The 23,371-nt window shown below is 45.2% G+C and carries 25 protein-coding genes; 9 read left to right on the top strand and 16 right to left on the bottom strand.

The genetic code is table 11. The features are described from left to right. Nucleotides 1-12 precede the first annotated feature (12 nt). The 4 genes from H6F98_RS23800 to bchD form a co-directional block, all read right to left on the bottom strand. Entirely contained in the window at nt 13-1,326 is a 1,314-nt protein-coding gene (locus H6F98_RS23800) for a recombinase family protein (protein ID WP_192221186.1), read from the bottom strand. 153 nt (nt 1,327-1,479) lie between these two features. Next, nucleotides 1,480-1,842, bottom strand: a complete 363-nt coding sequence (locus H6F98_RS23795) for a VOC family protein (protein WP_192221185.1) — start codon at nt 1,840-1,842, stop codon at nt 1,480-1,482. An 87-nt stretch (nt 1,843-1,929) separates the two neighbouring features. Next, a complete protein-coding gene (locus H6F98_RS23790) occupies nt 1,930-2,625 on the bottom strand; it encodes an HAD-IA family hydrolase (protein ID WP_192221184.1) in 696 nt (231 codons plus the stop codon). 136 nt (nt 2,626-2,761) lie between these two features. Next, nucleotides 2,762-4,780, bottom strand: coding sequence for a magnesium chelatase ATPase subunit D (bchD, locus tag H6F98_RS23785; protein WP_192221183.1), 2,019 nt, complete (start codon nt 4,778-4,780; stop codon nt 2,762-2,764). Between the two features lie 227 nt (nt 4,781-5,007). On the opposite strand from bchD, the gene H6F98_RS23780 reads away from it, so the two are divergent. Both H6F98_RS23780 and H6F98_RS23775 read left to right on the top strand, forming a co-directional pair. Next, a complete protein-coding gene (locus tag H6F98_RS23780; protein WP_192221182.1) occupies nt 5,008-5,331 on the top strand; it encodes a Nif11-like leader peptide family natural product precursor in 324 nt (107 codons plus the stop codon). A gap of 271 nt (nt 5,332-5,602) precedes the next feature. Further along, the gene (locus H6F98_RS23775) at nt 5,603-6,535 is read left to right on the top strand and encodes a YihY/virulence factor BrkB family protein (RefSeq protein ID WP_192221181.1); all 933 of its coding nucleotides are present in this window, start codon (nt 5,603-5,605) and stop codon (nt 6,533-6,535) included. A 120-nt stretch (nt 6,536-6,655) separates the two neighbouring features. Here the strand turns inward: H6F98_RS23775 and H6F98_RS23770 are convergent, their stop codons facing one another. The 6 genes from H6F98_RS23770 to fabD all read right to left on the bottom strand — a co-directional run bounded on the left by H6F98_RS23770 (nt 6,656) and on the right by fabD (nt 11,479). Continuing rightward, nucleotides 6,656-7,549 (bottom strand): phytanoyl-CoA dioxygenase family protein, encoded by an 894-nt coding sequence (locus H6F98_RS23770; RefSeq protein ID WP_242058667.1) that lies wholly within the window; start codon nt 7,547-7,549, stop codon nt 6,656-6,658. Nucleotides 7,550-7,553: 4 nt separating this feature from the next. After that, nucleotides 7,554-8,285 (bottom strand): phytanoyl-CoA dioxygenase family protein, encoded by a 732-nt coding sequence (locus H6F98_RS23765; protein WP_192221180.1) that lies wholly within the window; start codon nt 8,283-8,285, stop codon nt 7,554-7,556. A 53-nt stretch (nt 8,286-8,338) separates the two neighbouring features. Continuing rightward, complete coding sequence (locus H6F98_RS23760; RefSeq protein WP_192221179.1) at nt 8,339-8,632, bottom strand: DUF2288 domain-containing protein; 294 nt, start codon at nt 8,630-8,632, stop codon at nt 8,339-8,341. A gap of 77 nt (nt 8,633-8,709) precedes the next feature. Further along, on the bottom strand, nt 8,710-9,759 hold the full coding sequence (locus tag H6F98_RS23755) for an AI-2E family transporter (protein ID WP_192221178.1): 1,050 nt from the start codon (nt 9,757-9,759) through the stop codon (nt 8,710-8,712). A 39-nt stretch (nt 9,760-9,798) separates the two neighbouring features. Further along, nucleotides 9,799-10,437, bottom strand: a complete 639-nt coding sequence (locus tag H6F98_RS23750; protein WP_192221177.1) for a 1-acyl-sn-glycerol-3-phosphate acyltransferase — start codon at nt 10,435-10,437, stop codon at nt 9,799-9,801. A 160-nt stretch (nt 10,438-10,597) separates the two neighbouring features. Next, entirely contained in the window at nt 10,598-11,479 is an 882-nt protein-coding gene (fabD, locus tag H6F98_RS23745) for an ACP S-malonyltransferase (protein WP_192221176.1), read from the bottom strand. A gap of 233 nt (nt 11,480-11,712) precedes the next feature. On the opposite strand from fabD, the gene H6F98_RS23740 reads away from it, so the two are divergent. Then, a complete protein-coding gene (locus tag H6F98_RS23740) occupies nt 11,713-12,660 on the top strand; it encodes a bifunctional helix-turn-helix transcriptional regulator/GNAT family N-acetyltransferase (RefSeq protein WP_192221175.1) in 948 nt (315 codons plus the stop codon). A 63-nt stretch (nt 12,661-12,723) separates the two neighbouring features. Here the strand turns inward: H6F98_RS23740 and H6F98_RS23735 are convergent, their stop codons facing one another. After that, on the bottom strand, nt 12,724-13,377 hold the full coding sequence (locus H6F98_RS23735; protein WP_192221174.1) for an antibiotic biosynthesis monooxygenase: 654 nt from the start codon (nt 13,375-13,377) through the stop codon (nt 12,724-12,726). 99 nt (nt 13,378-13,476) lie between these two features. Between H6F98_RS23735 and H6F98_RS23730 the strand changes: the two genes are divergently transcribed. The 4 genes from H6F98_RS23730 to H6F98_RS23715 all read left to right on the top strand — a co-directional run bounded on the left by H6F98_RS23730 (nt 13,477) and on the right by H6F98_RS23715 (nt 17,647). Beyond that, complete coding sequence (locus H6F98_RS23730; RefSeq protein ID WP_192221173.1) at nt 13,477-13,986, top strand: MarR family winged helix-turn-helix transcriptional regulator; 510 nt, start codon at nt 13,477-13,479, stop codon at nt 13,984-13,986. 137 nt (nt 13,987-14,123) lie between these two features. Then, nucleotides 14,124-14,663: a hypothetical protein gene (locus H6F98_RS23725; protein ID WP_192221172.1), complete on the top strand. Its 540-nt coding sequence runs from the start codon at nt 14,124-14,126 to the stop codon at nt 14,661-14,663. A gap of 133 nt (nt 14,664-14,796) precedes the next feature. Beyond that, the gene (gene menD, locus H6F98_RS23720; RefSeq protein ID WP_192221171.1) at nt 14,797-16,593 is read left to right on the top strand and encodes a 2-succinyl-5-enolpyruvyl-6-hydroxy-3-cyclohexene-1-carboxylic-acid synthase; all 1,797 of its coding nucleotides are present in this window, start codon (nt 14,797-14,799) and stop codon (nt 16,591-16,593) included. Nucleotides 16,594-16,711: 118 nt separating this feature from the next. After that, nucleotides 16,712-17,647, top strand: coding sequence for an SIMPL domain-containing protein (locus tag H6F98_RS23715; protein ID WP_192221170.1), 936 nt, complete (start codon nt 16,712-16,714; stop codon nt 17,645-17,647). Between the two features lie 210 nt (nt 17,648-17,857). Here H6F98_RS23715 and H6F98_RS23710 read toward each other — a convergent pair whose 3' ends face one another. Together H6F98_RS23710 and H6F98_RS23705 are read right to left on the bottom strand one after the other, a co-directional pair. Then, a complete protein-coding gene (locus tag H6F98_RS23710; protein WP_192221169.1) occupies nt 17,858-18,184 on the bottom strand; it encodes a DUF3140 domain-containing protein in 327 nt (108 codons plus the stop codon). Between the two features lie 8 nt (nt 18,185-18,192). Further along, the gene (locus tag H6F98_RS23705; protein ID WP_192221168.1) at nt 18,193-18,408 is read right to left on the bottom strand and encodes a DUF2945 domain-containing protein; all 216 of its coding nucleotides are present in this window, start codon (nt 18,406-18,408) and stop codon (nt 18,193-18,195) included. Between the two features lie 237 nt (nt 18,409-18,645). Between H6F98_RS23705 and H6F98_RS23700 the strand changes: the two genes are divergently transcribed. Then, a complete protein-coding gene (locus tag H6F98_RS23700; protein WP_192221167.1) occupies nt 18,646-20,823 on the top strand; it encodes a PAS domain S-box protein in 2,178 nt (725 codons plus the stop codon). 50 nt (nt 20,824-20,873) lie between these two features. Here the strand turns inward: H6F98_RS23700 and rpsF are convergent, their stop codons facing one another. Beyond that, the gene (rpsF, locus tag H6F98_RS23695) at nt 20,874-21,197 is read right to left on the bottom strand and encodes a 30S ribosomal protein S6 (protein ID WP_199348855.1); all 324 of its coding nucleotides are present in this window, start codon (nt 21,195-21,197) and stop codon (nt 20,874-20,876) included. Between the two features lie 197 nt (nt 21,198-21,394). On the opposite strand from rpsF, the gene H6F98_RS23690 reads away from it, so the two are divergent. Continuing rightward, nucleotides 21,395-22,186 (top strand): fumarylacetoacetate hydrolase family protein, encoded by a 792-nt coding sequence (locus H6F98_RS23690; RefSeq protein WP_192221165.1) that lies wholly within the window; start codon nt 21,395-21,397, stop codon nt 22,184-22,186. Nucleotides 22,187-22,286: 100 nt separating this feature from the next. Here the strand turns inward: H6F98_RS23690 and H6F98_RS23685 are convergent, their stop codons facing one another. Both H6F98_RS23685 and H6F98_RS23680 read right to left on the bottom strand, forming a co-directional pair. After that, the gene (locus H6F98_RS23685) at nt 22,287-22,763 is read right to left on the bottom strand and encodes a Tic20 family protein (protein ID WP_192221164.1); all 477 of its coding nucleotides are present in this window, start codon (nt 22,761-22,763) and stop codon (nt 22,287-22,289) included. A 218-nt stretch (nt 22,764-22,981) separates the two neighbouring features. Next, entirely contained in the window at nt 22,982-23,179 is a 198-nt protein-coding gene (locus H6F98_RS23680; protein ID WP_192221163.1) for a hypothetical protein, read from the bottom strand. Nucleotides 23,180-23,371: the final 192 nt, after the last annotated feature.

Below are 23,371 nucleotides of genomic sequence, written 5' to 3'. Positions count from 1 at the left end.
GCAACAATTAGGCTAAAAAATAAAAATTAGTTGTAATTGCCATGTCTTGTCTTGGCGATTTATTTTAATCTGCTGAATAAATTCTCGAAAGTAGAATCGGCGCTCTGATTCTGATAAATCACTCCAGAATTGGGGAATCGATACAGCTTGAGCGATCGCTTTTAAATTAACGGGTGGTAGTGCCGCCATACGCGATCGCAATTGGGAAATTTCTGTACGGAGTTTGTAAGCGCGTAAATCAGCGGTTTCTGAATCGAGGACACCACTAACCATTAAGGTCGGTAACTGAGTTAAGATATCCTGATTCTTCGCAATTTGACTGGTAAGCGATTGCTTCACCCCATCCAAATTGGGTACATTCATGCCAGCAACAGCACGAGGTAATTCCTGGCAAATTGTTTGAATGGTTTGTTCTAATACTTTTTCATAGGCGATCGCACGGCATTTTGGCTGCTTAGGGCAGCTAATCGGGCGCAGGTAGAGATAGTCTTTGGCTTTGCGATGTCGAGTAACGCTGACGACATTCATGTGCGAGTCACACTCGCCACAGACTACTAAGCCCGCTAAAGAGCGAGGCGCACTAGCAGTACGAGGAGGTAGTCGTTGATTTCGCCGTAGCAGTCGATCAATCTGGGCGGCTTCTTCCCGGTTCAGAATCGGGCTATGGGTATCAGAAATTACCTCGCCGTTTTGATAGCTAAGGTCGCCTCGATAAATTGGGTTGGTAAGCCAACGTCGTCCTGTTGAAACCGAAATTTTCTTACCGTACTTTTTCTCTAAATACCGCACAGCTCCACGCAAGGAGCCATAAAGTAGAAACTGTTCAAAAAATTCCTTGACAACGGGTGCAGTACTACGGTCAAGAATGTAGCGATCTTTACCTCGTCGGTAGCCATACGGTGCTTTTCCTGGAGGGGGTAAAGCTTTGAGACGATTACGGGCGTGCCCTTGCCGCAAGCGACGACTGTTTGCCTCACGTTGAATTTCACCCAAGAGTTGCAATAGGCTTGTCTGTATATTGGCACCTGTTGTTGAATTGGTTAATTGAGAGGAACTATAGGATTGTTCTGTCGCAATGATCTGAACACCCATTGCTTCGATTTGTAAAAGGCGATCGCTTATTTCCTCCAGCGAGTCGCCCAATTCTTCCAAACGCTGAATCAGCAAGTAATCAGCAGGTTCGGCAAGACAGTCATCTAATAGTTGTAACAGTTGCTGACGCCCTCCTAAATCTTGATAGACTCGATCGACTTCCCAGCCCCAAACCGCTGGATCAGGTACCGATTCTAACAGTGGATCAGTGTAGGAGTAGGCAATAATTTTCATTCAGTAGCAATCAGCAGCTATAAAAGTGCAAGTCTTTACACCAGTTGGTTTAATGGTTGACACTTATCAGTGAGGGGAGGTTGTAGGTTGTAGGTTGTAGGTTTTAGAGTAAATCATTTCGTCACCTACCACCTAACACCTACCGCCTAACACCTACACCTGAGTAAGTTCAATGATGTTACCATCTGGGTCTTGAGTGAATAGTGCGGCTCGACCAGAGGCACTGGCTTGCACCATACAACCATGAGCTGTTAAATGGCTTTTAGCATCATCCAGATTTTCTACAGCTAAGGCAACATGGGGATTACGACCCAATTTTTCAGGATTAGCAAGCTTTGTTGCAACTATTGGATCAACAATGAGGTGAAGCTGAAAGTCACCTATTTGATACCAAACACCAGGATATTTAAGAATTCGATCTACCTTAGATAATCCCAAAATGTTGCTATAAAAATGCTCTGCCTGTTCCAAGTCAGAAACAAGAACAGCGGAATGAAGACTTTTGGTAATCTGCATGACTTGTAGAAGATAGTTCTTGCTAAGCAGGTGAACGTTAAAAAACCGAAGTGGCTCCTACCTCTAATTTTCGCTTTGATCGGAAACTTAAACGTAGTCCTCTAACACGACAAATGATGGCAATTGCCACAACTCAGGGTCAAAATCTGTTAGTGAGTTGATAATCTGGTGAGCGCCTTGGTACAGTTGTCTATCTACATTAGGGTGAGGAACAACAACTACCGACATTCCCGCCGCCAGTGCTGCTGCCATTCCAGCAGGTGCGTCTTCAAAAACGAGACATTGCTCAGGACTCGCTCCCAGACGGTGCGCGGCGAGTAAGAAGATATCGGGTGCAGGTTTTCCTCGTTTCAGGGCAGGATCATCTCCCACGACTAGGCAATCAAACAAGGCAAACCATTCTTGATGATGATTAGTTTTGAGGTTAAATGTGCGACGGGCAGAACTGGTTGCTACAGCTTGAGGAATCTGATGATGGTAGAAATGTTTAGTTAGACGCACAGCACCCGGAAGCGGTTTAGCTTGGGGAAGCAGTTGATCCAAAAATTCTTCTCTTTCTTGTAAATACTCTTGGACAGTGATTGGTAAGGCAAGCCTCTCAACGAGAATCTGTGCTGAATCCCAAGCATTTCTACCAGCCAGCTTAGCTTGGATAGCGCGATCGCAAACCTTTCCATAGCGGCTGATAATCGTTTGGACAATCTGGGCGTATAGGGGTTCCGTGTCTAGGAGTAAGCCGTCAAGGTCATAGATAACGTGTGTGATTTTTTTGAATCGTTCCATCAGTCACTAACGCTCCTTAAAGTCTTAGGCTAATGTGCATTCAAGTTGCATTTCACTGACGGTTCAAGAGGAAAAGGCAAGGTAAAGGGAATTTTTACTTTGACCTTTTCCTTACCTACCTTGTCTGGACTGAAAACTACCGAGATTTTAAATCAGCGATCGCATTTTTTGTCATGGCTGCGATCGCTTGATCATTAGCTTTTGGTAAGTGATAATACTTCCCACCCGCGTGCTTGGCAAGTTCCTTGGCAAAACCTGTAGAGATGAACTTATTCTCCGTATCAATGACCAATAGTTGAATCCCTAACGCTCGAATCCGACTGGCAATCTCCAGCAATTCTGCTTTAATATCTGGCTTTTCCCCTTCCACTAACGGCTCACCCAAAGAACGTGCTAAGGGAATATTCCCTCGTCCATCAGTAATCGCCACAATCACCACCTGACCAATATCCCCAGACATCTGGGCATTCACCCCAACCCGGACAGCCTGAGTTAATCCATGAGCTAAGGGGGAACCGCCACCGCAGGCCATTCGTTCCAATCGTCTACGTGCGGAAGCGATTGAACGGGTTGGGGGTAAGAGGACTTCTGCTTGTTCTCCTCGGAAGGGAATCAGCGATACTTGGTCGCGGTTTTGATACGCTTCCGTTAAGAGACGCATGACTGCCCCCTTGGCAGATTGCATCCGATTCAGCGCCATTGAACCGGATGCATCTACTACAAACACCACCAAAGCCCCTGCTCTTCGGGCTAATCGCTTCGCCCGAATATCACCTGCTTCTACAATTACTTTCCGATCCGGCTGACGTTGGCGCCGTGCCTTTTGGTAAGGGGCTGCGGCTCGAAGTGTGGCATCAACAGCAATCCGGCGTACTTGTCCCTTGGGCAGGATAGGCTTCACATAGCGCCCTCGATCTTCCGAGAAGATAATGCTACGACTCCCTGATTTACCTTGCCGCTGTGCCATCTGGGCAAAGTAAAGAACAGTAGGGTCGAGGATCACACCTTCTGGATCGAAAACAAATTCTTCAGGGATGCTAGGCGGTTCCTGTTCTGGTTCTTCGGGGTTGTCCTCTTCGTCTTTTTCCTCCTGTTCCTCTTGCTCCTGTTGAGATTCATCTTGAGGGGGTGGGGGAGGAGGTGGGGGTGGTTCTTCCGGAGGTGTCTGGACAATCGTTGAACGCGGGACAATCACCAATTCCACAGCACGACGCAAGTCTTCAGCGATGACATTCTGACGACCCTCCAATGCGGCGGCGGCTTTCGCCACTCTTAAAGCAAATAATTCAGCGCGATGTCCTTGGACACCACCTCGAATCGCTTCATCCACGAGATAGGCAATTTGCTCATGGGTAATTTGAACATCCTTAAGCCACTCCCGCGCTAAGACAATCTCTGTTTTTAGCGAGTCTGTATCTTCGTTGTACTGCGCTAGAAAGTCTTGGGGAGATTTGGCATAATCGATGGCTTGGTCTACGGCTTGTACTCGTTGGTCTAAGGCTAAAACACCGTCAGCAGAAAGTGTAATTGCAATGCGATCAAGTAAATGTTCCCGCAGTGGTCCTTCTTCAGGGTTGTAGGTCGCAATCAACAGCGGTTTGCAGGGATGTTGAAAACTGATACCTTCCCGCTCAATCAGGTTACGTCCCTCGGTTAAAACGGAGAGCAGTTGATTAGCAATTTGGTCATCAAGCAGATTAATTTCATCGATGTACAGGACACCTCGATGTGCCTGTGCCAGTAGTCCTGGTTGAAATACAGGTTCTCCCCGTTTGACGGATTGCTCAACATCCACTGAACCGAGAAGTCGGTCTTCTGTAACCCCAAGCGGAATTTGGAGGAAGGGGGCAGGGATGACTTGTGTGGGAAGTGTTGAAGGGTCAACTTGCTGAGCGAGTAATTGGTCATCCCACTCATTGGGGCTGTTGGGGTCGCAGTTACTGATGGAATCTTTGACCACTTCAATCGGTGGGAGTAAGGCGTGGAGGGCGCGTGCCATCACGGATTTAGCAGTACCACGACGACCTGCGATCGCAACTCCTCCCAATCCAGGGTCAATTGCTGCCAATAGCAGAGCAAGTTTAATCGCTTCTTGCCCCACAACCGCTGTGAGGGGGAAGGCAGTGATAGTAGAGGAACTAATAGCCACAGGCATCGTTTTAATCTTCGCTAATCCAGTTTTAAGCGTGTCAATATCTACAATACGTGTCTACGCCCAAAACATTGCAAGTAATATTTCTAGATTTGACACAGCCGATGTGTTTGTTTCAGTTCCTCTAGAAATGCAACGATAGTTGTCACAGTAGGCTCTTATCGTAATCCGGCACAGTAGATTGCGACTACACTTGATTGATCGATAGTTAAAGATAGACGAGTTGTGTGATGTCCCAGCAAGAAGATGTCGCCCATTTTTTGCAAACCGTTTGCCAAGATAAAGCTTTACAAGGTCAGCTTAAAGCCTTAGAAACTCCCAATCGTCAAAGCTTTGTCAATGTTGCCCAAGGACAAGGTTATAGCTTCACGACAGCAGATATCGATAATCACGTTAGACTTGTGCAATTTTATAAAGAGTGTCAAGCGGCGATTGAGAGACATCAATCTGGTAGCGAACAACTATCTGATTGGCTCCAACAATGGTACAGACACATTCAATTGTATAGTCGGGATGATGATCAGGACAAAATCGGTCGATATCTGGATGAGTGACAAAAATTTTGGAATAGACACTCATCGTCTTCTTGCTGTGCGATCGCACTGAGTTTTGGGAAGCCGTCACATTAATAATGTCTACTTGAGTGTAGTTTTTCTTGACCCTAAATGCGGCTTTTGCAAACTCCTGTCCTTCTCTGTCAGCGAGTGCCAGACTTTGTACTGCTACATCAGTTGGTTTCTAACTTTAGGTTGTTGTAATTCAAAACAAAAAACTCAAAACTAGAGCTAGCCCGATGCACTGCTTTACCTGGAGAGTTGTGAGTGTATGAAACCTAAAGCTATTGTAGGACTGCTTAAAGAAACCTTTCAGGAATGGCAGGAAGATAAGACACCGCGCTTAGCTGCTGCCTTGGCTTATTACACAGTTTTTTCCCTTGCACCTTTGCTCATTATTGCGATCGCAGTTGCAGGTGCCGTTTTTGGGGAAGACGCTGCCAAGGGCGAGATTGTTGGGCAAATTCAAGGACTAGTCGGTAGAGAGGGTGCCAAAGTAATTGAGGAAGCGATTGAGCATGCCAACAAGCCTGAATCCGGTGGTGGCATTGCCTCTTTGATTAGTATCGTTGTTCTCCTCTTCGGTGCTTCTGGGGTGTTTGCTGAACTCCAAGATGCCCTCAACACAGTTTGGGAAGTGCAGCCAAAAAAAGAAAAGGGCATTGGTGGGGTCATGGGCTTCGTGAGAAAGCGTTTTTTGTCTTTTTCAATGGTGCTGGGTATCGGCTTTTTACTGATGGTATCCCTGATAGTGAGTGCTGTTTTATCTGGATTAAGCGCTTACATGAGCCATTTAATTCCTGGCGTAGACTTCATCTGGGAAATTGTCAACTTTGTCGTTTCCTTTGGTGTAATCACACTGTTGTTTGCCCTAATTTACAAGTACCTGCCGGATGTCAAAATTACCTGGAATGATGTTTTGACTGGGGCGATTATCACCGCCTTACTTTTCACCATCGGTAAGACAGTGTTGGGACAGTATTTAGGAAGTGGGAGTTTTGGTTCAGCTTATGGGGCAGCAGGTTCTTTAGTGATTATCCTTGCCTGGGTTTTCTATTCAGCTCAAATCCTCTTTTTTGGGGCTGAATTTACCCAGGTTTACGCCAGAAGATACGGCTCACAAATCGTCCCAGATGATCATGCTGAGTCTGTCACTGAACAAGCAAGAGCCAAGCAAGGAATGCCCCGTAGACGGCGACGTTAAGGTAGTGGTTGGTACGTCATTATCTTTCGCACTCTGCTGCCAAATTCAGACACTAGAAGAAACGCCGAGTTTTGCAAAGTGTGACGCTGTTCCAACTTCATCATTCTCACAGGCATTTACTCAGCAAATTCGACTTCGCCTTCCAGCCAGAGAATGACCAATCGGATTACTTCCAACCCAGCGTTCATCCACTGGTTCTGATGCCAATTGATAGCGACTATCTGTAGAGAGTCGGATAGCTGAGGAGTGATTATCCAGGCTGGCATGGATAGTAAACATACTGAAAATGAGGACATCCCCAGCCTGGAACTCAGTACTTAACCAGCGCCCTCCGTATCTAGAACGTAAGGAAACTGGGTTTTTAGAAAGTGCCCCACTCCAATATTTTTTACCAGAGGCATATAAAGTCGCTGTTCTTTTGTTAGCACAGTAGCTATCTACATCCATCTGCCCATAGCGGTTTTTAATAGTTTCTAGACGATGGGAATTTTCTAAAATCATCAATCCTCCCAAGTGCCAATAAATATCACCTAGAGGTGTCCAAACGGTGTAAAGTTTGTCAGTTCCTCGCCCCATGTAGACACTATCGCAATGAACATGAGTTCCTCGTCCAGGAGCAACTGCCCTTAACCAGGTGTAATCAAAATGGCGAACGTTTCCTTCTAGAAAAACCTTAAAGAATTCCATCAATTGCCCTGTATAAAGCAGTTGTTGAAGTGTTGGACTTTGGGCAACTAAATCGGGTCGAAAGTTCATTCTCAAACCAGGCTTCGCGATGCAATCCAGAATAGGGAAGTTTGGTTCCAAACACCTCTCAACAGCTAAGCGAGTTGCCAGTTCTTGACGCGCATGCCAAACATCTTGGGAGTTGAGTAAGCCTCTTAAATATAGATAACCATCCTCCTGCATCCGGAAGCGCAGTTCATCTGGGTAGGAAAGTAAATCCGATGAATCTTTGAGATAACCAAATGCCTCAGGGCGGCAATCCAGTTCATAACCGTTTGAACGTAACAAGGGATTATGGGGGATAAACACCAGGGGTTTTTAAGATGCGCCGTTGAGCCTCCGTCAGTTCTGGATAATCATCGGGATTGTAGTAGTACCGTGACCAAGCAGAGGGATGAGGCGAATATTTGTAGAACAAAGTACGGCGTTCTTGTTGTCCTTTCCAGGGTAAGGTGCCGTGGGTGAGCGCTTCTGTAAAGAGGATAGCGGTTCCGGCTTTCCCCGTTAATGTTTGCACACAAGGATGAGGTTGCTCTAAATCTCGCCATTGATCGGGGAAAGGCAAATTGCTTTTGTGGCTACCAGGAATGCAGCCAAACCCGCCTTCCCCAAGATTTACGTCCGTCAGGTTATAGGCAACTGCACATAAGCCGTTGTACATCCGTCCATTTTTATAGGTGTAGTACTGACAGGGGTCATAGGGAGTAGCACCCCCATGCAGGTGAGTCCCAATGGGACCTTTGCCTTGGCGAATAATGTGAACGTAGTCGTGATCTAGACGAAATTCTGCACCCAGTAGAGCAATGAGATAGGGAGTAATGCAGGGATTGTCAATTAAGGTGTGAAAAGCGTCACCAAGCGGTAGCAAGCCATCGAAGCGAAAGTTCAGCTTCCCTGGCTCATCTACCTTCGCAATTTGTTGATCGAGAAGCTTGTTCAGGGCTTTGATTTGTTCAGTGGTTAGGGCATTTTCTATGACAATGAACCCTTGCAGATCAAACAGGTAGCGTTCAAGCTCATTCACTGTCTGCCTCCATTGTCACAATGCTTTTACGATACGCGAGATTCATAGCGTCCCTAGGCGGCTGATTCTTGTACTAAGACATAGGGTTGTACAATCAGGGCTTGGAAGCGTTTGGTTTGGTTATTGTTCCAATCCGCGAGTTGGTCAGGGAAAGGCTTGTGAAGCTGCTGGGTGTTGATCCAATGTTGTACCGAAAGGACATCATCAGATGCGATCGCAACCCCAACATCGAGCAAATCTAATTCCTGATGAACCACTAAAACTACATCACGCTTGGCATGGGGCATCAGCCAGTCCCACTCGGCTTCATCCAAGCTTTCTGCCAATTCTGCTCTAAAATCCTGCATCGGTAAAATTTTTGCTTCAATTACGGCTTATTTTACTGAGATTTGAGGGCAGCAATGAAACTGATTTAGCAAAACCCCTACACTTCTCCTTTCATTTCATCAATTTCTAATAAGCTGACAAGCACTCCCGCAACTGGTATTGCGATAAAAATTCCCAATAATCCAGCAACCCTTGCACCAACTAGTAAGGCAAAAAATATCACTACGGGATTAAGGTTCAGCGAATTTTGAAGAACTCTGGGAGCAATTAAATTATCTTGTATCTGCTGAAGAATAATACAAGCCCCTAATACTTTTAAAGCCAACCAAACTTGTTGAGATAACAAAATAATAAATATTATACCCACTCCCAAAGTTGCTCCAATACCGGGGATAATGTCAAACAATCCAGCAATTACTGCCAAAAGCAAAGGAAAAGGCACCTGTAATACTAAAAAGACAATAAAGGTAGTAGTTGTCAGAAACAACGTTAGGATAATCTGACCTTGGAAAAACCCTAAAAAAATACGCTTAGTTATAGTAGTAAATCTACCACGTAAATGCTTAGGAACAATTTTAAGGATAAAGACCCATAGCCTTTCTCCATCTAAAAGCATGAAAAATGTAATAACTGCAATTAAAATGAAGTTTAATAAATTAGAAAGGAATATCTGTATAGTTGCCAAACTATAACCAATACCTAACCCAAGCCCATTTAAAAGTTCACCTCGAACACCCTCTTCAATTGCCCTTAAATCTACCTGAATATTCCGTTCTCTCAGAATCGTTTCTAATCGCTCCACTACTGGAACCATAGAATTAAAAAACTCAGTCAAACTTATAATTAACTGTTGCCCTTGTGACAGAACCGTTAGACCGACCGTAACTGTAAGGCCCCCAATAATTGACATTCCAACAAAAAAAACCAAGGTAGCGGCTACACCGTGAGGAAGAAAGCGATGAAGCGATCGCACCGGATAGCTGAGCAAAAATGCAACTAGGGCGGCGGTAGTGAAAATAACAATAACGGTTTGAAAATAATCTAAAACCTGTACAAAAGCCCAGCCAGAGGCACACAGTAGCAAGAAGCGGACTAACACAGAGTTGTTCAGTCGCTCCAAAATCGTTTTTGTAGACGGCTCATTCATCGTTTATCCAGGATAGTTCTATTTCATCCTGAACTAAATTTACCGCCCAAAATCATGTAAGGCATGAATTGCCTCTGCACAGTGTTGTGTTAGGGCTTCCAATTCTTCCCGTTTTGTCGAAGCAGGAGGGTCAATCACCTGACCAATCCGCACGGTAACAGGTACAGGTCGCGGTATTGCTGAGCCTTTTTTGAAAATTGCCTCAGTACCCCATAGACTAACTGGCAGGATTGGAACTTTCGCTTTTGCCGCAATCCAAGCAGCACCTTGCTTCGGTTCTGTAATTCGGGCATCAGGAGTTCGTGTTCCTCCCAAATACAGACCAACCGCCCATCCCTCTTCTAGACACTTAAGGGCTGCACGAATCGCACTTCGATCTGCTGCACCCCGTTTTACTGGGTAAGCACCATACAACTCAATCCCTTGCTTTAACAACGGGATACGAAACAATTCTTCCTTTGCCATGAAGGCAACCGGACGCCGCATAGAACAAGACAAAATCGGTGGATCAAAATCACTCGCATGGTTACTCACTACCACTAGTGGCCCCTCCTGAGGTACATTTTCGGTACCATAAACCCGACCCCGCAGGTAACCATGAAGAACTGGACTGACGATTGACCACTTAAAAGCGCGGTAGAGCATCAAGCTGGCAAAGGGTTCGCGGCTTCTACTCATAGTTGTTAGTTGTTAGTGGTTAGTTGTTAGTTGGAAAAGATGGCTTAAAGATTTTCAAGACTGGGTAGTAGCCAACTTGTTCTTATTTGTGCCTAACAACCAAAAACTAATAACTTTTCCTCCCTGGTATTTCAAACAGTAAGTCAAACTTGATGGGATTTTAACTAGGCAAGTCTGCAAGTTTACCAACGTTTTGTAACTCCAAGTTAGGACACATCCGTTTAATTAGACCTGTAAGGACATTGCCTGGGCCAATTTCTACGACGCGCTCAATCCCTTCTACTGGTAACTGCATGGAGATTTCCCGCCAGCGCACGGAACCTGTCATTTGACGTTCAAGACGATTCTTCAAAACCTCGGCTTCAACAGTTGGTACGGGTTCTACATTCGACAGCACGGGAAATAGCGCATTAGCAAAGGGAACCGCTTGCAAGACTTCCTGAAACTCAGCAGCAGCTTCTGCCAATAAGGGAGAGTGAAAGGCACCGGAGACTTTTAGGGGAACAGCGCGTTTCACCTTGATCTGAGCGAGGACACTCTCAACAGCTTCTGGTGTCCCAGAGATGACGACTTGATTAGGACTATTGTCATTGGCGAGAACAACGTCAGGTGTAGTTTCGATTTGTTGTTCCAACTGTTCACGGTTGAACCCAATCAGCGCAACCATCGTTCCGCCGAAAGCACTATCCATCAATTCAGCGCGACGCTTGACCAGGCGTAACCCTGCATCAAAGTCAAAAACCCTAGAAACGTAGAGGGCGACAAATTCTCCCAAGCTATGTCCTGCAAGTAAATTTGGTATATTGCCCCGTTCGATCAGCACATCAGCCAGGATGCTCTCAACAACATACAGACAAGGTTGGGTGTAGAGGGTGCGGGATACCTTGTCGTCTTGGCTTTGGCAAATTTCTAGGACATCCCAGCCAAGAACTTGTCTGGCTTGGTCAAACTTCACCTTAGCAAACGGGAGGTCTAGTAAATCTACTCCCATCCCGATCGCTTGTGAACCCTGTCCTGGAAACAACCATGCGGTTTTAGTCATGCGTCATTCGTTATTAGTGGACAGGGTTCATTATCTGTTATTGCTGTACCTTGTAGAATTTTTTGGGCATGGAAGCAGGCATCCTCTCTCTGATTTTCCAGAAGGTACGCCTTGAGGTCATAACGTGATTGGGGCTTGCTTCTTTTTGCTAGCTTCCATGTAGGACACAGCGATTCATTTAGATCTCCTACTTTTACAATATTATGTAAGCACTTACGTAATTGCTTTTGTTTATGGACTTTTACTATCAGGCAGGGAAAATGGCACTTGGCAGCCGTTTACGCAGACTGAGTGAGAAGTTTACTGAAGATGCTGCCAAAATCTATGCCCTGTACGATGTCACGTTAGACCCCAAGTGGTTCCCTGTCTTCTACGTCCTTTCAAAAAAAGAAGAGCTTTCGATTACAGAAATTGCCCAATGCATTGGTCATTCGCATCCATCCGTTAGTCAGATTGTGAAAGAAATGACCAGTAAAGGTCTTACGATTACTGCTAAGGGTGTATTAGATGCAAGAGTTAATGTTGTAAAGCTCTCCGAGAAAGGCAAACAACTCATTCCTAAAATCGAAAATCAGTACCTTGACGTAAACCAAGCTGCTGAAGAACTTCTTTTGGAAGCGCAGCATGACTTAGGGAAAGCTATCGAGGAGATAGAGTTTTTGTTGAACAGAAAAGATTTTTATACTCGTGTCGAAGAAAAACGCAAAACTCGTGAAAGCCAACACGTTGAAATTATTGACTACTCAACTGAGTTTCATGAAGACTTCAAGCGATTGAACTACGAATGGATTGAGAAATACTTTAAATTGGAGGGAAATGACCATCAATCGTTAAACAACCCATACGAGAAAATCTTGAAACCTGGCGGACATATTTTTATGGCGCGTTACAAGGATGAAATCGTAGGCACTTGTGCTTTGATTAAAATAAATGACGACACCTACGAACTGGCTAAAATGGCGGTAAAAGAAGGTGCAAGAGGAAAAAACATAGGTTGGTTGCTTGGGCAGGCTATCACTAACAAAGCTCGTGAACTAGGAGCAAAGAAAGTATTTTTAGAGAGTAATACTGTATTAGAGCCAGCGATAAACCTATACCACAAGTTGGGGTTTCAGAAAGTTGTTGGGCAACCTTCACCGTATGAACGTTGCAACATTCAAATGGAACTTAAACTTGTTTGATTATTGAGAACTCCTTAGTTCCTCAATTAAACTTTGGAGAACAGACCAACAAAATGAATAGTGTCAATCCGCAGGTTCTGTGAACACAACCTCATACAGAGACAACTGATACTCATTATCAGCAAGCTCAAACATTTCCGTCAGAGGGCCAGCGAAGGGACGGTTGTCATTCATCGCCGCATACTCACCTTGAGTACGCCACAACCCGTAGTTAACCGCCATGGCACCATCGAGTGAACGGTGGAATTGGGTTGAAATTAGTCCTGTTTGTCCAGCTACCATTCCTACTGCTTCTGTCGCTAACTCGATTAAACGTGGCTGGTTCTCTGGATTTTTTAGCTTGAAAATCCCAAAATTGATTAAGCCCTCCATATCTTCGGAAACCTTAATCTGACTACCTTCTGGCTCACTGATGAAGATTTCATAGAGGTGTGAGTTGGGAAGAGCAAATGTGGAGAGACTGGTTGAAAGCGATCGCACTTCACTGCTATTGATGTAAGTATCGTAGTCGTCCTGGCTACTCCACTGAATATAGTTCACTACTCGCAAACCGTCACGACTCTGGTGGATACTCGCAGACACAAATCCTGGCTGTTGCTTCAGCACTGTTTTGACGTAATCCACCAAACTATCGACGAGTGACTGCTGTTGCTCTGGTTCCACAGGAAAGATATCAATTTGTGCAAATACAGAGTTGTCTTTAGCAACTGTAGGCATCCTGATTTCTCCTTGTTAGTGTGGGTTAACGCTTTAAAGTTGTCGCTCTTGAGTTAGGTAACCTTATAATAAGCCGGCTAATAACTTTTTTCAAACACTATGGTTACATCGCGTGCTTTTCCTGACCAGCAGGCATTACTAGAGCTTGCCAACCGCTACCCTGAGTTCGATCTGGCTTCTGTAGAAACTTGCCTCGCTTTTCTGGACACTACTGCCGATGTCTACGAAGCGTTGGATGCTCATTTTGCCCGTTATGGTCTTTCGATGGGGAAATTTACTTTGCTGATGCAATTGCTGCAAGCGCCGGAACAGGGTCTAACACCATCAGACTTCGCTGAGCGTGCTGGCGTTACTCGCGCTACCATCACTGGACTCCTGGATGGATTGGAACGTGAAGGATGGCTGAGACGCCAACCTTACCCCTCTGATAGGCGAATGCTGAGTGTTCAATTGACAGACAAAGGGCAACAGTTGCTTTCTCAGATGCTTCCCGACCACTTCTGCCGCACTACGGGTCTAATGGCTAATCTCACAACGACAGAGAAGAAGACACTGATTAAACTGCTAGCCAAGGTACGGACTGGAACACCTGCGATGCGTGAACCTTAACTCGGTAAGCAAAAGAGGCAAAAAACCCAAAGAGGGTGATATAGTTTTTGGTTAGGAGCCTAACTATAAGGCACTTAACTAATATTAGTCCTAGCTTCTATCAGGCTGTAAACCTACATCATCCAAAGGGATTCTGTATGAAAAAGCTAAGCGTCAAGCCAAAAAACTGGTTGTTGTCCTCTCACGTCGCCTGTGGAGGAATTTGGTTTGGAACCTCTCTATGCATGATTGCTGTTACATTAGCTAACCGAAATACCTATAACGGTGATGGACTGTATGCGATCAACTCGATTCTCAAGCTACTGGATGATTTGGTAATTATTCCCTCTGCCGCGCTATCGCTATTAACAGGGGGATTACTCTCCTGGCTAACAATTTGGGGGTTTGTAAAATTCTACTGGGTTATCGTCAAGTGGGTGGCGACAGTAACACTCATTGTTGTTGGCACAGTTTGGTTAGGGCCATGGGTAAATACAATGACTAGCATTTCTGATGTAGAGCGGTTGCAAGCGCTCCAAAATCCGCTGTATGTAATCGACCAGAAGACGCTGTTAGTTGGTGCTATTGTTCAGAGTATCTGCCTTTTAGCCATCATCTGCATCTCGGTTCTCAAACCTTGGGGCAGACGAAGCACGAAGAGTCAGGGGCAAAGTGAGGCAGTTGCTTCTAATTTATAAGAGATAGAGATTTATCGTTTTTCACTTGTGTTCAACTGACCATACAGTAGGGCGCACAGCCATGCGCCTCTACAGATGTATTTCACTGAATTGAGAAGCGCTATAAGTTGATTTATTGCCACCGAGCCGCTTAATGCCCATTGATTTTCGCAACACTAATACCGTCTGGGCTTCCATCCTAGTAGAAACGTTGCAGCGGTTGGGATTGACTACAGCAGTTATCTGTCCAGGGTCACGCTCAACGCCTCTTACCATTGCCTTTGCCCAACATCATCAGATAGAGGCGATTCCTGTGTTGGATGAACGCTCAGCCGCCTTCTTTGCATTAGGAATTGCTAGGACAACAGGATGCCCTGTTGTCTTGGTTTGCACGTCTGGAACAGCGGGTGCCAATTTTTATCCGGCAGTGATTGAAGCCAAAGAAAGTCGAGTACCACTGTTAGTATTAACGGCTGACCGTCCTTCGGAATTGCGGGATTGTCATTCAGGGCAAACAATAGACCAACTGAAGTTATATGGCAACTACCCAAATTGGCAAGCGGAGTTAGCAGTGCCTTCTCTGGAAATTGGGATGCTGAATTATCTACGGCAAACAGTTATCCATGCTTGGGAGCGATCGCTTTTTCCGGTTCCTGGTGCTGTTCATCTCAACATTCCCTTCCGTGACCCCCTCGACCCCTTACCACAACTCGATACCGATATCCTCAAGCCCCAACTTCAACTAGAAGATTTTTTCGCTCACATTCCCAATTCCCAATTCCCAATTCCCAATTCCCCATCCCCCATTCCCTACCAAGAGTGGCAGCAGTGTGAACAAGGGATTATCATCGCGGGTTCTGCTCAACCGCAACACCCACGGGAATATTGTGAAGCGATCGCAAATTTATCTAAAGCCTTAGGATGGGCTGTACTGGCTGAAGGTCTTTCACCAGTGAGAAACTACGCTGACCTCAACCCTTATCTGATTTCCACCTATGACCTAATTCTGCGTAACCGACAACTAGCGCAGCAACTGACACCCAAAATGGTCATTCAGTTGGGTGAACTCCCAACTAGTAAGGAACTGCGGACTTGGCTGGATAATTCCCAACCACGACGTTGGATCATTGACTCCAGTGACCACAACCTCGACCCTCTTCATGGGAAAACGATTCATTTACGGATGAGTGTAGAACAGTTAGGGCTGTGGACAGATGAGGAGATGGGGAAGCAGGGGAAGAGAGAGAACATTCCAGGTTCTCCAAGCCAAAACTGCTCCTACCTTCAACGATGGTGTGAGGCTGAGGCTAAGGTGAGGGCAGCGGTTGACCAAACCATGACTACAATGACTCAGCTATTTGAAGGCAAAGTGGCTTGGTTACTGTCCCAAATCTTGCCGCCGATGACACCGCTATTTATTGCTAACAGTATGCCTGTGCGGGATGTTGAGTTCTTTTGGTCTCCAGGTAATACGGGTGTTCGACCGTTCTTTAATCGGGGTGCTAATGGCATTGATGGCACCTTATCAACTGCTTTGGGCGTTGCTCACCGTAATCAAAGTAGTGTGATGCTGACAGGTGACTTAGCCTTGTTGCACGACACGAATGGCTTCTTACTGAAAAACAAGTTTGTTGGTCATCTAACCATTGTTTTAATCAACAATAATGGTGGTGGAATTTTTGAGATGTTGCCGATTTCCAAGTTTGACCCACCTTTTGAAGAATTTTTTGCCACTCCACAAAATATCAACTTTGCTCACTTGTGTGTCACTTATGGAGTAGAACATCAGTTAATTTCATCCTGGGAGCAGTTAAAGCAGCGACTAAACCCACTACCTACCCAAGGAATTCGGATTTTGGAGTTACAAACCGATCGCAAAGCTGATGCTCGTTGGCGTCAAGAACATCTCCCAAAATTTGCGGCAGATATGGGATGGGACTTGCCTGGATAGAATTGAGCCGATGCTTTTTTGCTCCGTGACAGTTTATGTTGAAATACTGCTGATTTTGGGGTCAAGCGTGGATAATTTCCGTTTACAAGCAAGATTACCCACAAGGAGATTCCCAAACATGAACAAGATAAGTGTACGGTTACTGGTATTAGCAACAATGGTTGCTGGGCTAGGGGCAGCAAGCAATAATGCCTCAGCAGCAAGCGTAGCAACTAGTCAGGACAGCCACAGCGACAAGGTATTAACCACCACCGCAACGGAGGAAGCCGTTGATTCACCCGATCGCGATCGCCTAATCGCTCAGCTATTTTACCCCAGTGTTAGCGATCGCCAAGGCTTGATGGTGCAAGGTCAGGGCAGGGCAAGTGCGCCAGCCGATAGAGCGCGGATTGAATTCCAATTTACAAACACCTCCAGTGCCTTTGAGGCAGTATTCGAGGGAGATTCTTCCTCATCTGAGATACCAGAAAGCGCTACTCCTCCGGAACTAGAACCAATTACACAGGCAACGTTGAAGCCTGTAGTTGATGCGCTAGTAGCGAGGGGTATTCCAGCCAGTGCAATTGAGGTCAACATTAGCCCTACTAATTCATCAGCTTTTCCTTTCCCCTTCCCCTTTCCAACCAGTAGTGGCACGGCTCAAATCCTAGTCACACTAGACACTCCAACCCGTGACCGAGTGCAGGAGGTTGTCACTGTTGGAGGTGATCCAAAAACATTGGGTGAAAACGTTACTATCCAAACCGTGAATGTCAGCTACACAGTCAGTGACTGCCAACCTTTAGAAAAGGCAGCCTATGTAGCTGCCGTTAATGATGCCCGAAATCGGGCAAGAGCGCTTTCAGAAGCTCTAGGGGTCAGAATTGCAGAGATACCATCGGTAGCTGAAGCTCCCTTTGCAGGTTTTTTGCCTTCCGCACCGTCCTCTTCATGCAATGCTCAGAGTAGTTCCCTTCCTTTCCCTTTTAATGGTCTTCAACAACCTTATGATCCATCTGTGCCAGCAACGGTAGAGGTGAAGAAGGATATTTTTGCGACATACGCAATTCGCTAAACTAGCGGGACAAGCTTCTACACTACTGCTTTTGTGGTGCGATCGTTTCCCCCTCCATAAGCTGATGAGCCTTTAAATGGCAATACAGATTCATCGTTTTAGAACGATAAAAGAAAAAGGTCAAAGGGGGAAGGCAAGTCATCCTTAACACCTTTAACCATCTACAGTGAAATGCAACTTAAAGGTGCATTAGCTTATCAATAGTCTGTCTTACTTGAGTGGGTCATGACCCCAGTTCATCAACGAATATCGCCAGCGTGAATGTTCAATATCACCGGATGGTTTTTGTGCGCTGTGGCGATGGACGTAACTAATGACCTTTTTCATGTGCGATAAATCATCATCGCTATAGTCATCCTTCTTCTCTAAGAGTTGAATGATGTGCCTACCCGATTTGTGACCAATTGACTCATCATCTCCGTCTTTTTGCCCTACTGATTGCGATTCTTCTGTATCTAACCAAGATTCAAGCGTTTTAGGAGTCATGTTGACGACTTGGTGAAACTCATCAACCACCGATTTCACATCTTTACTCATGACGATTATTACTCCTCCAGCTTTTTCAAGGAATCTGGTTTGTGAGCGGCTTGTTTCCCTGTCTTCTCGCTTTCAACCAGATACTCTGGGTTATCTTTCGAGGCAGCTACATGGTGTCCTTTGATATCAGTAGGCGAGGTTAGCTTCTTCTTTACTTCACCAGTAATTTTGCCTTGGGCTGAATTCCATTCAACCTTGTCGCCTTTTTTGAATTGATCAGACACGGATTTATACCTGTTTAATTTTTTACACGGCTTATTCTGCCAGTATGTCGGCGGCTGGCAAAGAAGCGATCGCTCCAAGTACAGATTGTTAGTTAGCAATTTTCCTAGACAAGTCTCTCTTTTGTGACTAGTTTGTTATGAGTAAATATATTAAGTAACTGGGCATACTTACTTACAAACAGAGCGGCTAACTCCTTGAACCAGTCAAACTAGTGGACTTAGTAACAAAAAGTCGCCATGACTAGCACTTCAGTTGTACGGACGATATTCTCGCGGCGACTAACCTCTTTCTCTATCGCTGCAATCTATCTGATTGTAGGAAGTCTCTGGATTCTCTTTTCTGACGAATTACTGGCTTTTTTAGTCAAAAATTCGGAGATTCTTGGACAACTTCAACCCTATAAAAACAGCTTCTACCTTATCTTGACAGCAGGACTACTTTATGTATTGAGCAATCGCCTACTTGCCTTCCAGCTTTCCGAATCGGCATCACCTGCAAGTGAGGGCAAGTTCCGCCAGTTGACAGAAAATATTCGCGAAGTCTTCTGGCTATTATCGCTCAATCCAACTGAGGTAATCTATGTCAGCCCGACTTATGAGTCAGTCTGGGGTCGCACTTGTGAAAGCTTGTACAAACAGCCAATGTCTTGGCTTGAAGCCGTTCATCCGGATGACCGAGAACAGGTACTCGCTGCGGTTGAGAGACGCTACCGATCGCAAGGAAACAGTGACCAAGAGTATCGAATTGTACAGCCGGATGGGTCGATTCGTTGGATTCGCGATCGCGCCTTTCCCGTTTGCGAACAAGCCGGACAAGTTAATCGCATAGCGGGTGTCGCTGAGGATATTACCAATCGCAAGCAATTAGAAGCTGGACTACGAAAGCTCAACGAAGAACTAGACTTCAGAGTTCAAAAGCAAACCGCTCAATTACAGCAGGCAACTGAGCAATTAGGAGCCGAGATTAGCGAACGCCAACGCGCCGAGGAAGAGCGCGACCAATTTTTTATGCTCTCCCTGGATATGTCTTGCATCGCTGGTTTTGACGGCTATTTCAAACAGCTAAACCCCACTTGGGAAAGAAAACTTGGCTTCACGCAGGAAGAACTCCTCGCTCTTCCCTACCTGGAATTAGTTCATCCAGAAGACCGCACCGCAACTGTTACCGTAGCTCAGCAGCTTAACACGGGTAGTGAAATCGTCTCTTTTGAGAATCGCTATCGCTGCAAAGACGGCTCTTACAAGTGGCTCTCGTGGAATTGTACGACCATCCTCAATCAACAATCAATCTATGCCGTAGCACAGGACATCACAGAGCGAAAACAAGCGGAAGCGTCTTTAAAGGAATCAAACCAACAAATCGTCAATATCCTTGAAAGCATCACAGATGCTTTTCTTACCGTAGATCATCAGTGGCGGTACACCTACCTCAATCAGCAAGCCGAGAAGCTTTTGCAGAAGACGCGAGAAGAACTCCTAGGTCGGAGAATTTGGGATGTGTTTCCAGAAGCCGTTGGCACAATTTTCTTTGAAAAGTATCACGAAGCTGTAGCGAAACAGGTATCTCTAGAGTTTGAAGGGTTCTATTCACCCTGGAATTGTTGGTATGAAATACACGCTTACCCCTCTAGAGATGGTTTAGCTATCTATTTCACAGATATTACGCAGCGCAAGCAAACACAAGCGGAATTACTTAAAGCGCTGGAAAAAGAAAGAGAACTCAATGAACTGAAATCCAGCATCGTCACTGTCGTTTCTCATGAATATCGAACACCACTGACAACAATTCTCTCTTCCGCTGAGTTAATAGAACACTACGGTAATAAATGGACAGAGGAGAAAAAACTCTTACATCTTCGCCGCATTCAAAGTACTGTCCATCATCTAACTCAGCTAGTTAGTGATGTGCTGTTTCTTGATAAAACAGAAGCAGGAAAAGTGGAATTCAACCCAACTTTCTTAGAAGTAGTGACGTTTTGCGCTGAATTAGTAGAAGAAATACAACTAACGGTAGGTAACAAGCACAAGCTTATCTTTGTTAGCCAGGGTGAGTGTCGTCTAGCTTATTTAGACGAAAAACTCCTGCGACAAATCCTTACCAATTTACTTTCCAACGCAATTAAGTATTCTCCCGAAAGCGGTACTGTCGATTTTGCGCTCTTGTGTGAACCTGATAAAGTACTCTTCCGTATTCAAGACGAAGGCATTGGGATTCCCAAAGACGACCAGCAACAACTTTTTGAGTCATTCCAACGTGCTAGCAATGTTGGCACAATTCCTGGTACAGGATTGGGGTTAGCGATTGTTAAGAAGTGCGTGGGCTTACACAATGGTCAGATTACTGTAGAAAGTGAAGTCGGTGTCGGAACAACTTTTGTTGTTACCCTGCCATTGAACATCCAGAAGGCAGGATAACTCACGCAAGAGGAAAAGGCTTCCTGAGAAACCTTTTCCCTTAATAGCCTTTACGCTTCTACCTGTACGGGTTCTGGTGTGGCTTCTGTAGCTTCTTCTGTGGGAACTTCAACCGTTAGGGTTAGATAGCGAATCACTTCTTCACTAAGACGCATGGCACGTTCAACTGGGGCAACATGACTACCAGGCGCTTTGTAGTTCATCTGGATATATATACCTTCGCGTTGTCGATCGATTTCATAAGCCAAACGACGTCTGCCACGATGTTGAATGTCGATATCCTCTGCGCCTTGTTCAGTCAGAAGATTTTGGTATTTTGCGATCGCTTGATCCACCTGCTCATCCCCCAAATCAGGGCGCAGGATGTACATCATTTCGTAATTGTTACTCACTGGTGCTAATCTCCTTTTGGACAGTTTGGCCTTTTCTCTAGTTGGGTGGACAGAACTCAAAAAAGATTTCTCAACGAACCCAATTAGAAAAGAAGCAAGGACTTAAAATCTTACTACTTTCCGGTATTCATTCTAACTACTAGACAGCTTTGCTCTCGTCAGTAAGGAAAATCTCAGTTATGGCGCAGCGCTACGTCCGAGTCAAAACCAATCAAGGGCAAACCTACTACGGTTTGTTACAACTCACAAGCCGCATCCAAGTCCTTGATGCTCCCCCTTGGTTACAGGGGCAACCTACCGATATTGAGTTAGAAGCAGGTAGTTACCAGTTACTAGCTCCCTGTTCTCCTTCAAAAATTGTTGCGGTGGGCAAAAACTATGTAGATCATGCGGCAGAGATGGGAACACCTGTACCCAAAGAACCGCTCCTTTTTATGAAACCCCCAACAGCTATCACTGCTGCTAATCGAGAAATACACTACCCACCGCAGTCACAACGAGTGGATTATGAAGGGGAGTTGGCATTGGTCATTGGCGCACCTTGCGTAGACTGTTCACCAGCAGAAGCTCAAGGCAAAATTTGGGGCTACACAATTGCGAATGATGTCACTGCCCGCGATTTACAAAAGCAGGATGGACAATGGACGCGAGCAAAAGGATTTAACAGCTTTTGTCCACTTGGGCCATGGATTGTTCGGGAACTCAGTGCAGGGGCAAGAATTCAAACCTTTTTGAATGATGCCCCACAGCCAGTACAATCAGCATTAACTAATCAGATGGTATTTTCACCCGAATTTTTGGTGTCTTACATTTCTCAGGTGATGACACTCCTACCGGGCGATGTCATCCTTACCGGGACACCCGAAGGCGTTGGGCCTGTGCAAATAGGCGATCGCGTTCGTGTTGAAATCGAAGGTATCGGTCATTTAGAAAACACTGTTGTCGCACGCTCTTTACCTGAGTCACCTTAAAATAAAGAGCTTTGGCTCTGAGTAGTACCAGTGCTAGTGCTTTCTGAGCCACTTTGTCTCGAAGCTGTATCAATTCATCCTAAAAGCAAGCTTCTGGCTTTTAAGGAACTTGTGCGTAAACAGCTTCCGAGAGCGCCGGGATTTCTGCATAACGTCCAATCAGCGACTGCACGATTGAATAACCGCAAGCAACAACTGTTCCAAGAAAAACGATATTAAACAACGTTTCTGTTATTAAGTTGGTACCTAGCCCCCGCAGTAAAATATTAAACAGTAGACTGCATAAAACTAAAAGAATGTCCAAAAGAATCGCTTGCATCGTATTAAAACGAATGAAATGAACAATTCTTTCGTTTCTAACTACTAATAAAAACAACAGAAAAAAAACGATTATTCCAGCGAAAGGTATACTCTGATAGATGAATAATACAGGTTGTAGAGGAATCAAAAGTACTCCCAACGCCGGAAACTGTCGAAACAAAAAGCTACCAAATGGTAGTACAGAAACTAAGGGGAGCAGATAAGGAAGGCAAGCAAAAATCCTGTCTTTAACGGTTGTTGACCCACGCCAAGCCATGGTGCGTTCTCCTTGTGGATGTTAATACTGATTTTTCCCAACTAAATTCAGGATAGCGCAGCTGAATGCTCTACATCGGCTTAGTGAACCTCTGTATCTCCTCCCAGCCTCACTAAAGCAAGAAGCTGCGTAAGTAAAGTCAAACTGAAAAAGCAACAAACCGCCTTTGGCATCACTGACAAAGCGCAAAACTCTAATGTCATCTACTCAAGTTGAGGCTATTCGACATTAGCAATCCGGAAACCCATCTCACATTCATACTGATCAGGTTGGTGAGGAGTGAGCTTGCGAATTGCATGACCACAGCCAAGTTTGCCACGACGCCAGCGTGGTTGACCACTTTGGTCAGCCAGTAAGCAGTTTTGACAAACTTGATTAGGGGAAAGTATTTGCTCATCCATAAGAATGACTAACATGGCTTCCTCCAGTCGATCCCTAAGGCTGATACTCAGTATTTTACTTAGATTTAGGTCTTTGGAGAGAGGCTGTACATGAACCTCTACCTTTGTTTTTGATACTCAACAATTTTCAGCGACTATCTACAGTCATGGGTTCTAATGATGTATTAGTTAAGTCCCAGGTGTATTGAGATAAAGAAGGTTATAGCA

The sequence above is a fragment of the Microcoleus sp. FACHB-SPT15 genome, assembly GCF_014849525.1.
Lineage (GTDB): Bacteria > Cyanobacteriota > Cyanobacteriia > Cyanobacteriales > Coleofasciculaceae > Symplocastrum > Symplocastrum torsivum.
The sequence above is the reverse complement of the archived record's forward strand: the minus strand, read 5'-3'. Positions and strand labels throughout refer to the sequence as shown.

What these genes read in the sequence shown, in the direction of transcription:
- menD (WP_192221171.1), top strand. Translation starts at nt 14,797, where the DNA reads ATGCCCATTGATTTTCGCAACACTAATACCGTCTGGGCTTCCATCCTA.
- H6F98_RS23790 (WP_192221184.1), bottom strand. Translation starts at nt 2,625, where the DNA reads ATGGAACGATTCAAAAAAATCACACACGTTATCTATGACCTTGACGGC.
- H6F98_RS23730 (WP_192221173.1), top strand. Translation starts at nt 13,477, where the DNA reads ATGGTTACATCGCGTGCTTTTCCTGACCAGCAGGCATTACTAGAGCTT.
- H6F98_RS23685 (WP_192221164.1), bottom strand. Translation starts at nt 22,763, where the DNA reads ATGGCTTGGCGTGGGTCAACAACCGTTAAAGACAGGATTTTTGCTTGC.
- H6F98_RS23690 (WP_192221165.1), top strand. Translation starts at nt 21,395, where the DNA reads ATGGCGCAGCGCTACGTCCGAGTCAAAACCAATCAAGGGCAAACCTAC.
- H6F98_RS23800 (WP_192221186.1), bottom strand. Translation starts at nt 1,326, where the DNA reads ATGAAAATTATTGCCTACTCCTACACTGATCCACTGTTAGAATCGGTA.
- H6F98_RS23795 (WP_192221185.1), bottom strand. Translation starts at nt 1,842, where the DNA reads ATGCAGATTACCAAAAGTCTTCATTCCGCTGTTCTTGTTTCTGACTTG.
- rpsF (WP_199348855.1), bottom strand. Translation starts at nt 21,197, where the DNA reads ATGATGTACATCCTGCGCCCTGATTTGGGGGATGAGCAGGTGGATCAA.
- H6F98_RS23710 (WP_192221169.1), bottom strand. Translation starts at nt 18,184, where the DNA reads ATGAGTAAAGATGTGAAATCGGTGGTTGATGAGTTTCACCAAGTCGTC.
- bchD (WP_192221183.1), bottom strand. Translation starts at nt 4,780, where the DNA reads ATGCCTGTGGCTATTAGTTCCTCTACTATCACTGCCTTCCCCCTCACA.
- H6F98_RS23760 (WP_192221179.1), bottom strand. Translation starts at nt 8,632, where the DNA reads ATGCAGGATTTTAGAGCAGAATTGGCAGAAAGCTTGGATGAAGCCGAG.
- H6F98_RS23700 (WP_192221167.1), top strand. Translation starts at nt 18,646, where the DNA reads ATGACTAGCACTTCAGTTGTACGGACGATATTCTCGCGGCGACTAACC.
- H6F98_RS23780 (WP_192221182.1), top strand. Translation starts at nt 5,008, where the DNA reads ATGTCCCAGCAAGAAGATGTCGCCCATTTTTTGCAAACCGTTTGCCAA.
- H6F98_RS23680 (WP_192221163.1), bottom strand. Translation starts at nt 23,179, where the DNA reads ATGTTAGTCATTCTTATGGATGAGCAAATACTTTCCCCTAATCAAGTT.
- H6F98_RS23735 (WP_192221174.1), bottom strand. Translation starts at nt 13,377, where the DNA reads ATGCCTACAGTTGCTAAAGACAACTCTGTATTTGCACAAATTGATATC.
- H6F98_RS23750 (WP_192221177.1), bottom strand. Translation starts at nt 10,437, where the DNA reads ATGAGTAGAAGCCGCGAACCCTTTGCCAGCTTGATGCTCTACCGCGCT.
- H6F98_RS23755 (WP_192221178.1), bottom strand. Translation starts at nt 9,759, where the DNA reads ATGAATGAGCCGTCTACAAAAACGATTTTGGAGCGACTGAACAACTCT.
- H6F98_RS23740 (WP_192221175.1), top strand. Translation starts at nt 11,713, where the DNA reads ATGGACTTTTACTATCAGGCAGGGAAAATGGCACTTGGCAGCCGTTTA.
- H6F98_RS23715 (WP_192221170.1), top strand. Translation starts at nt 16,712, where the DNA reads ATGAACAAGATAAGTGTACGGTTACTGGTATTAGCAACAATGGTTGCT.
- fabD (WP_192221176.1), bottom strand. Translation starts at nt 11,479, where the DNA reads ATGACTAAAACCGCATGGTTGTTTCCAGGACAGGGTTCACAAGCGATC.
- H6F98_RS23775 (WP_192221181.1), top strand. Translation starts at nt 5,603, where the DNA reads ATGAAACCTAAAGCTATTGTAGGACTGCTTAAAGAAACCTTTCAGGAA.
- H6F98_RS23725 (WP_192221172.1), top strand. Translation starts at nt 14,124, where the DNA reads ATGAAAAAGCTAAGCGTCAAGCCAAAAAACTGGTTGTTGTCCTCTCAC.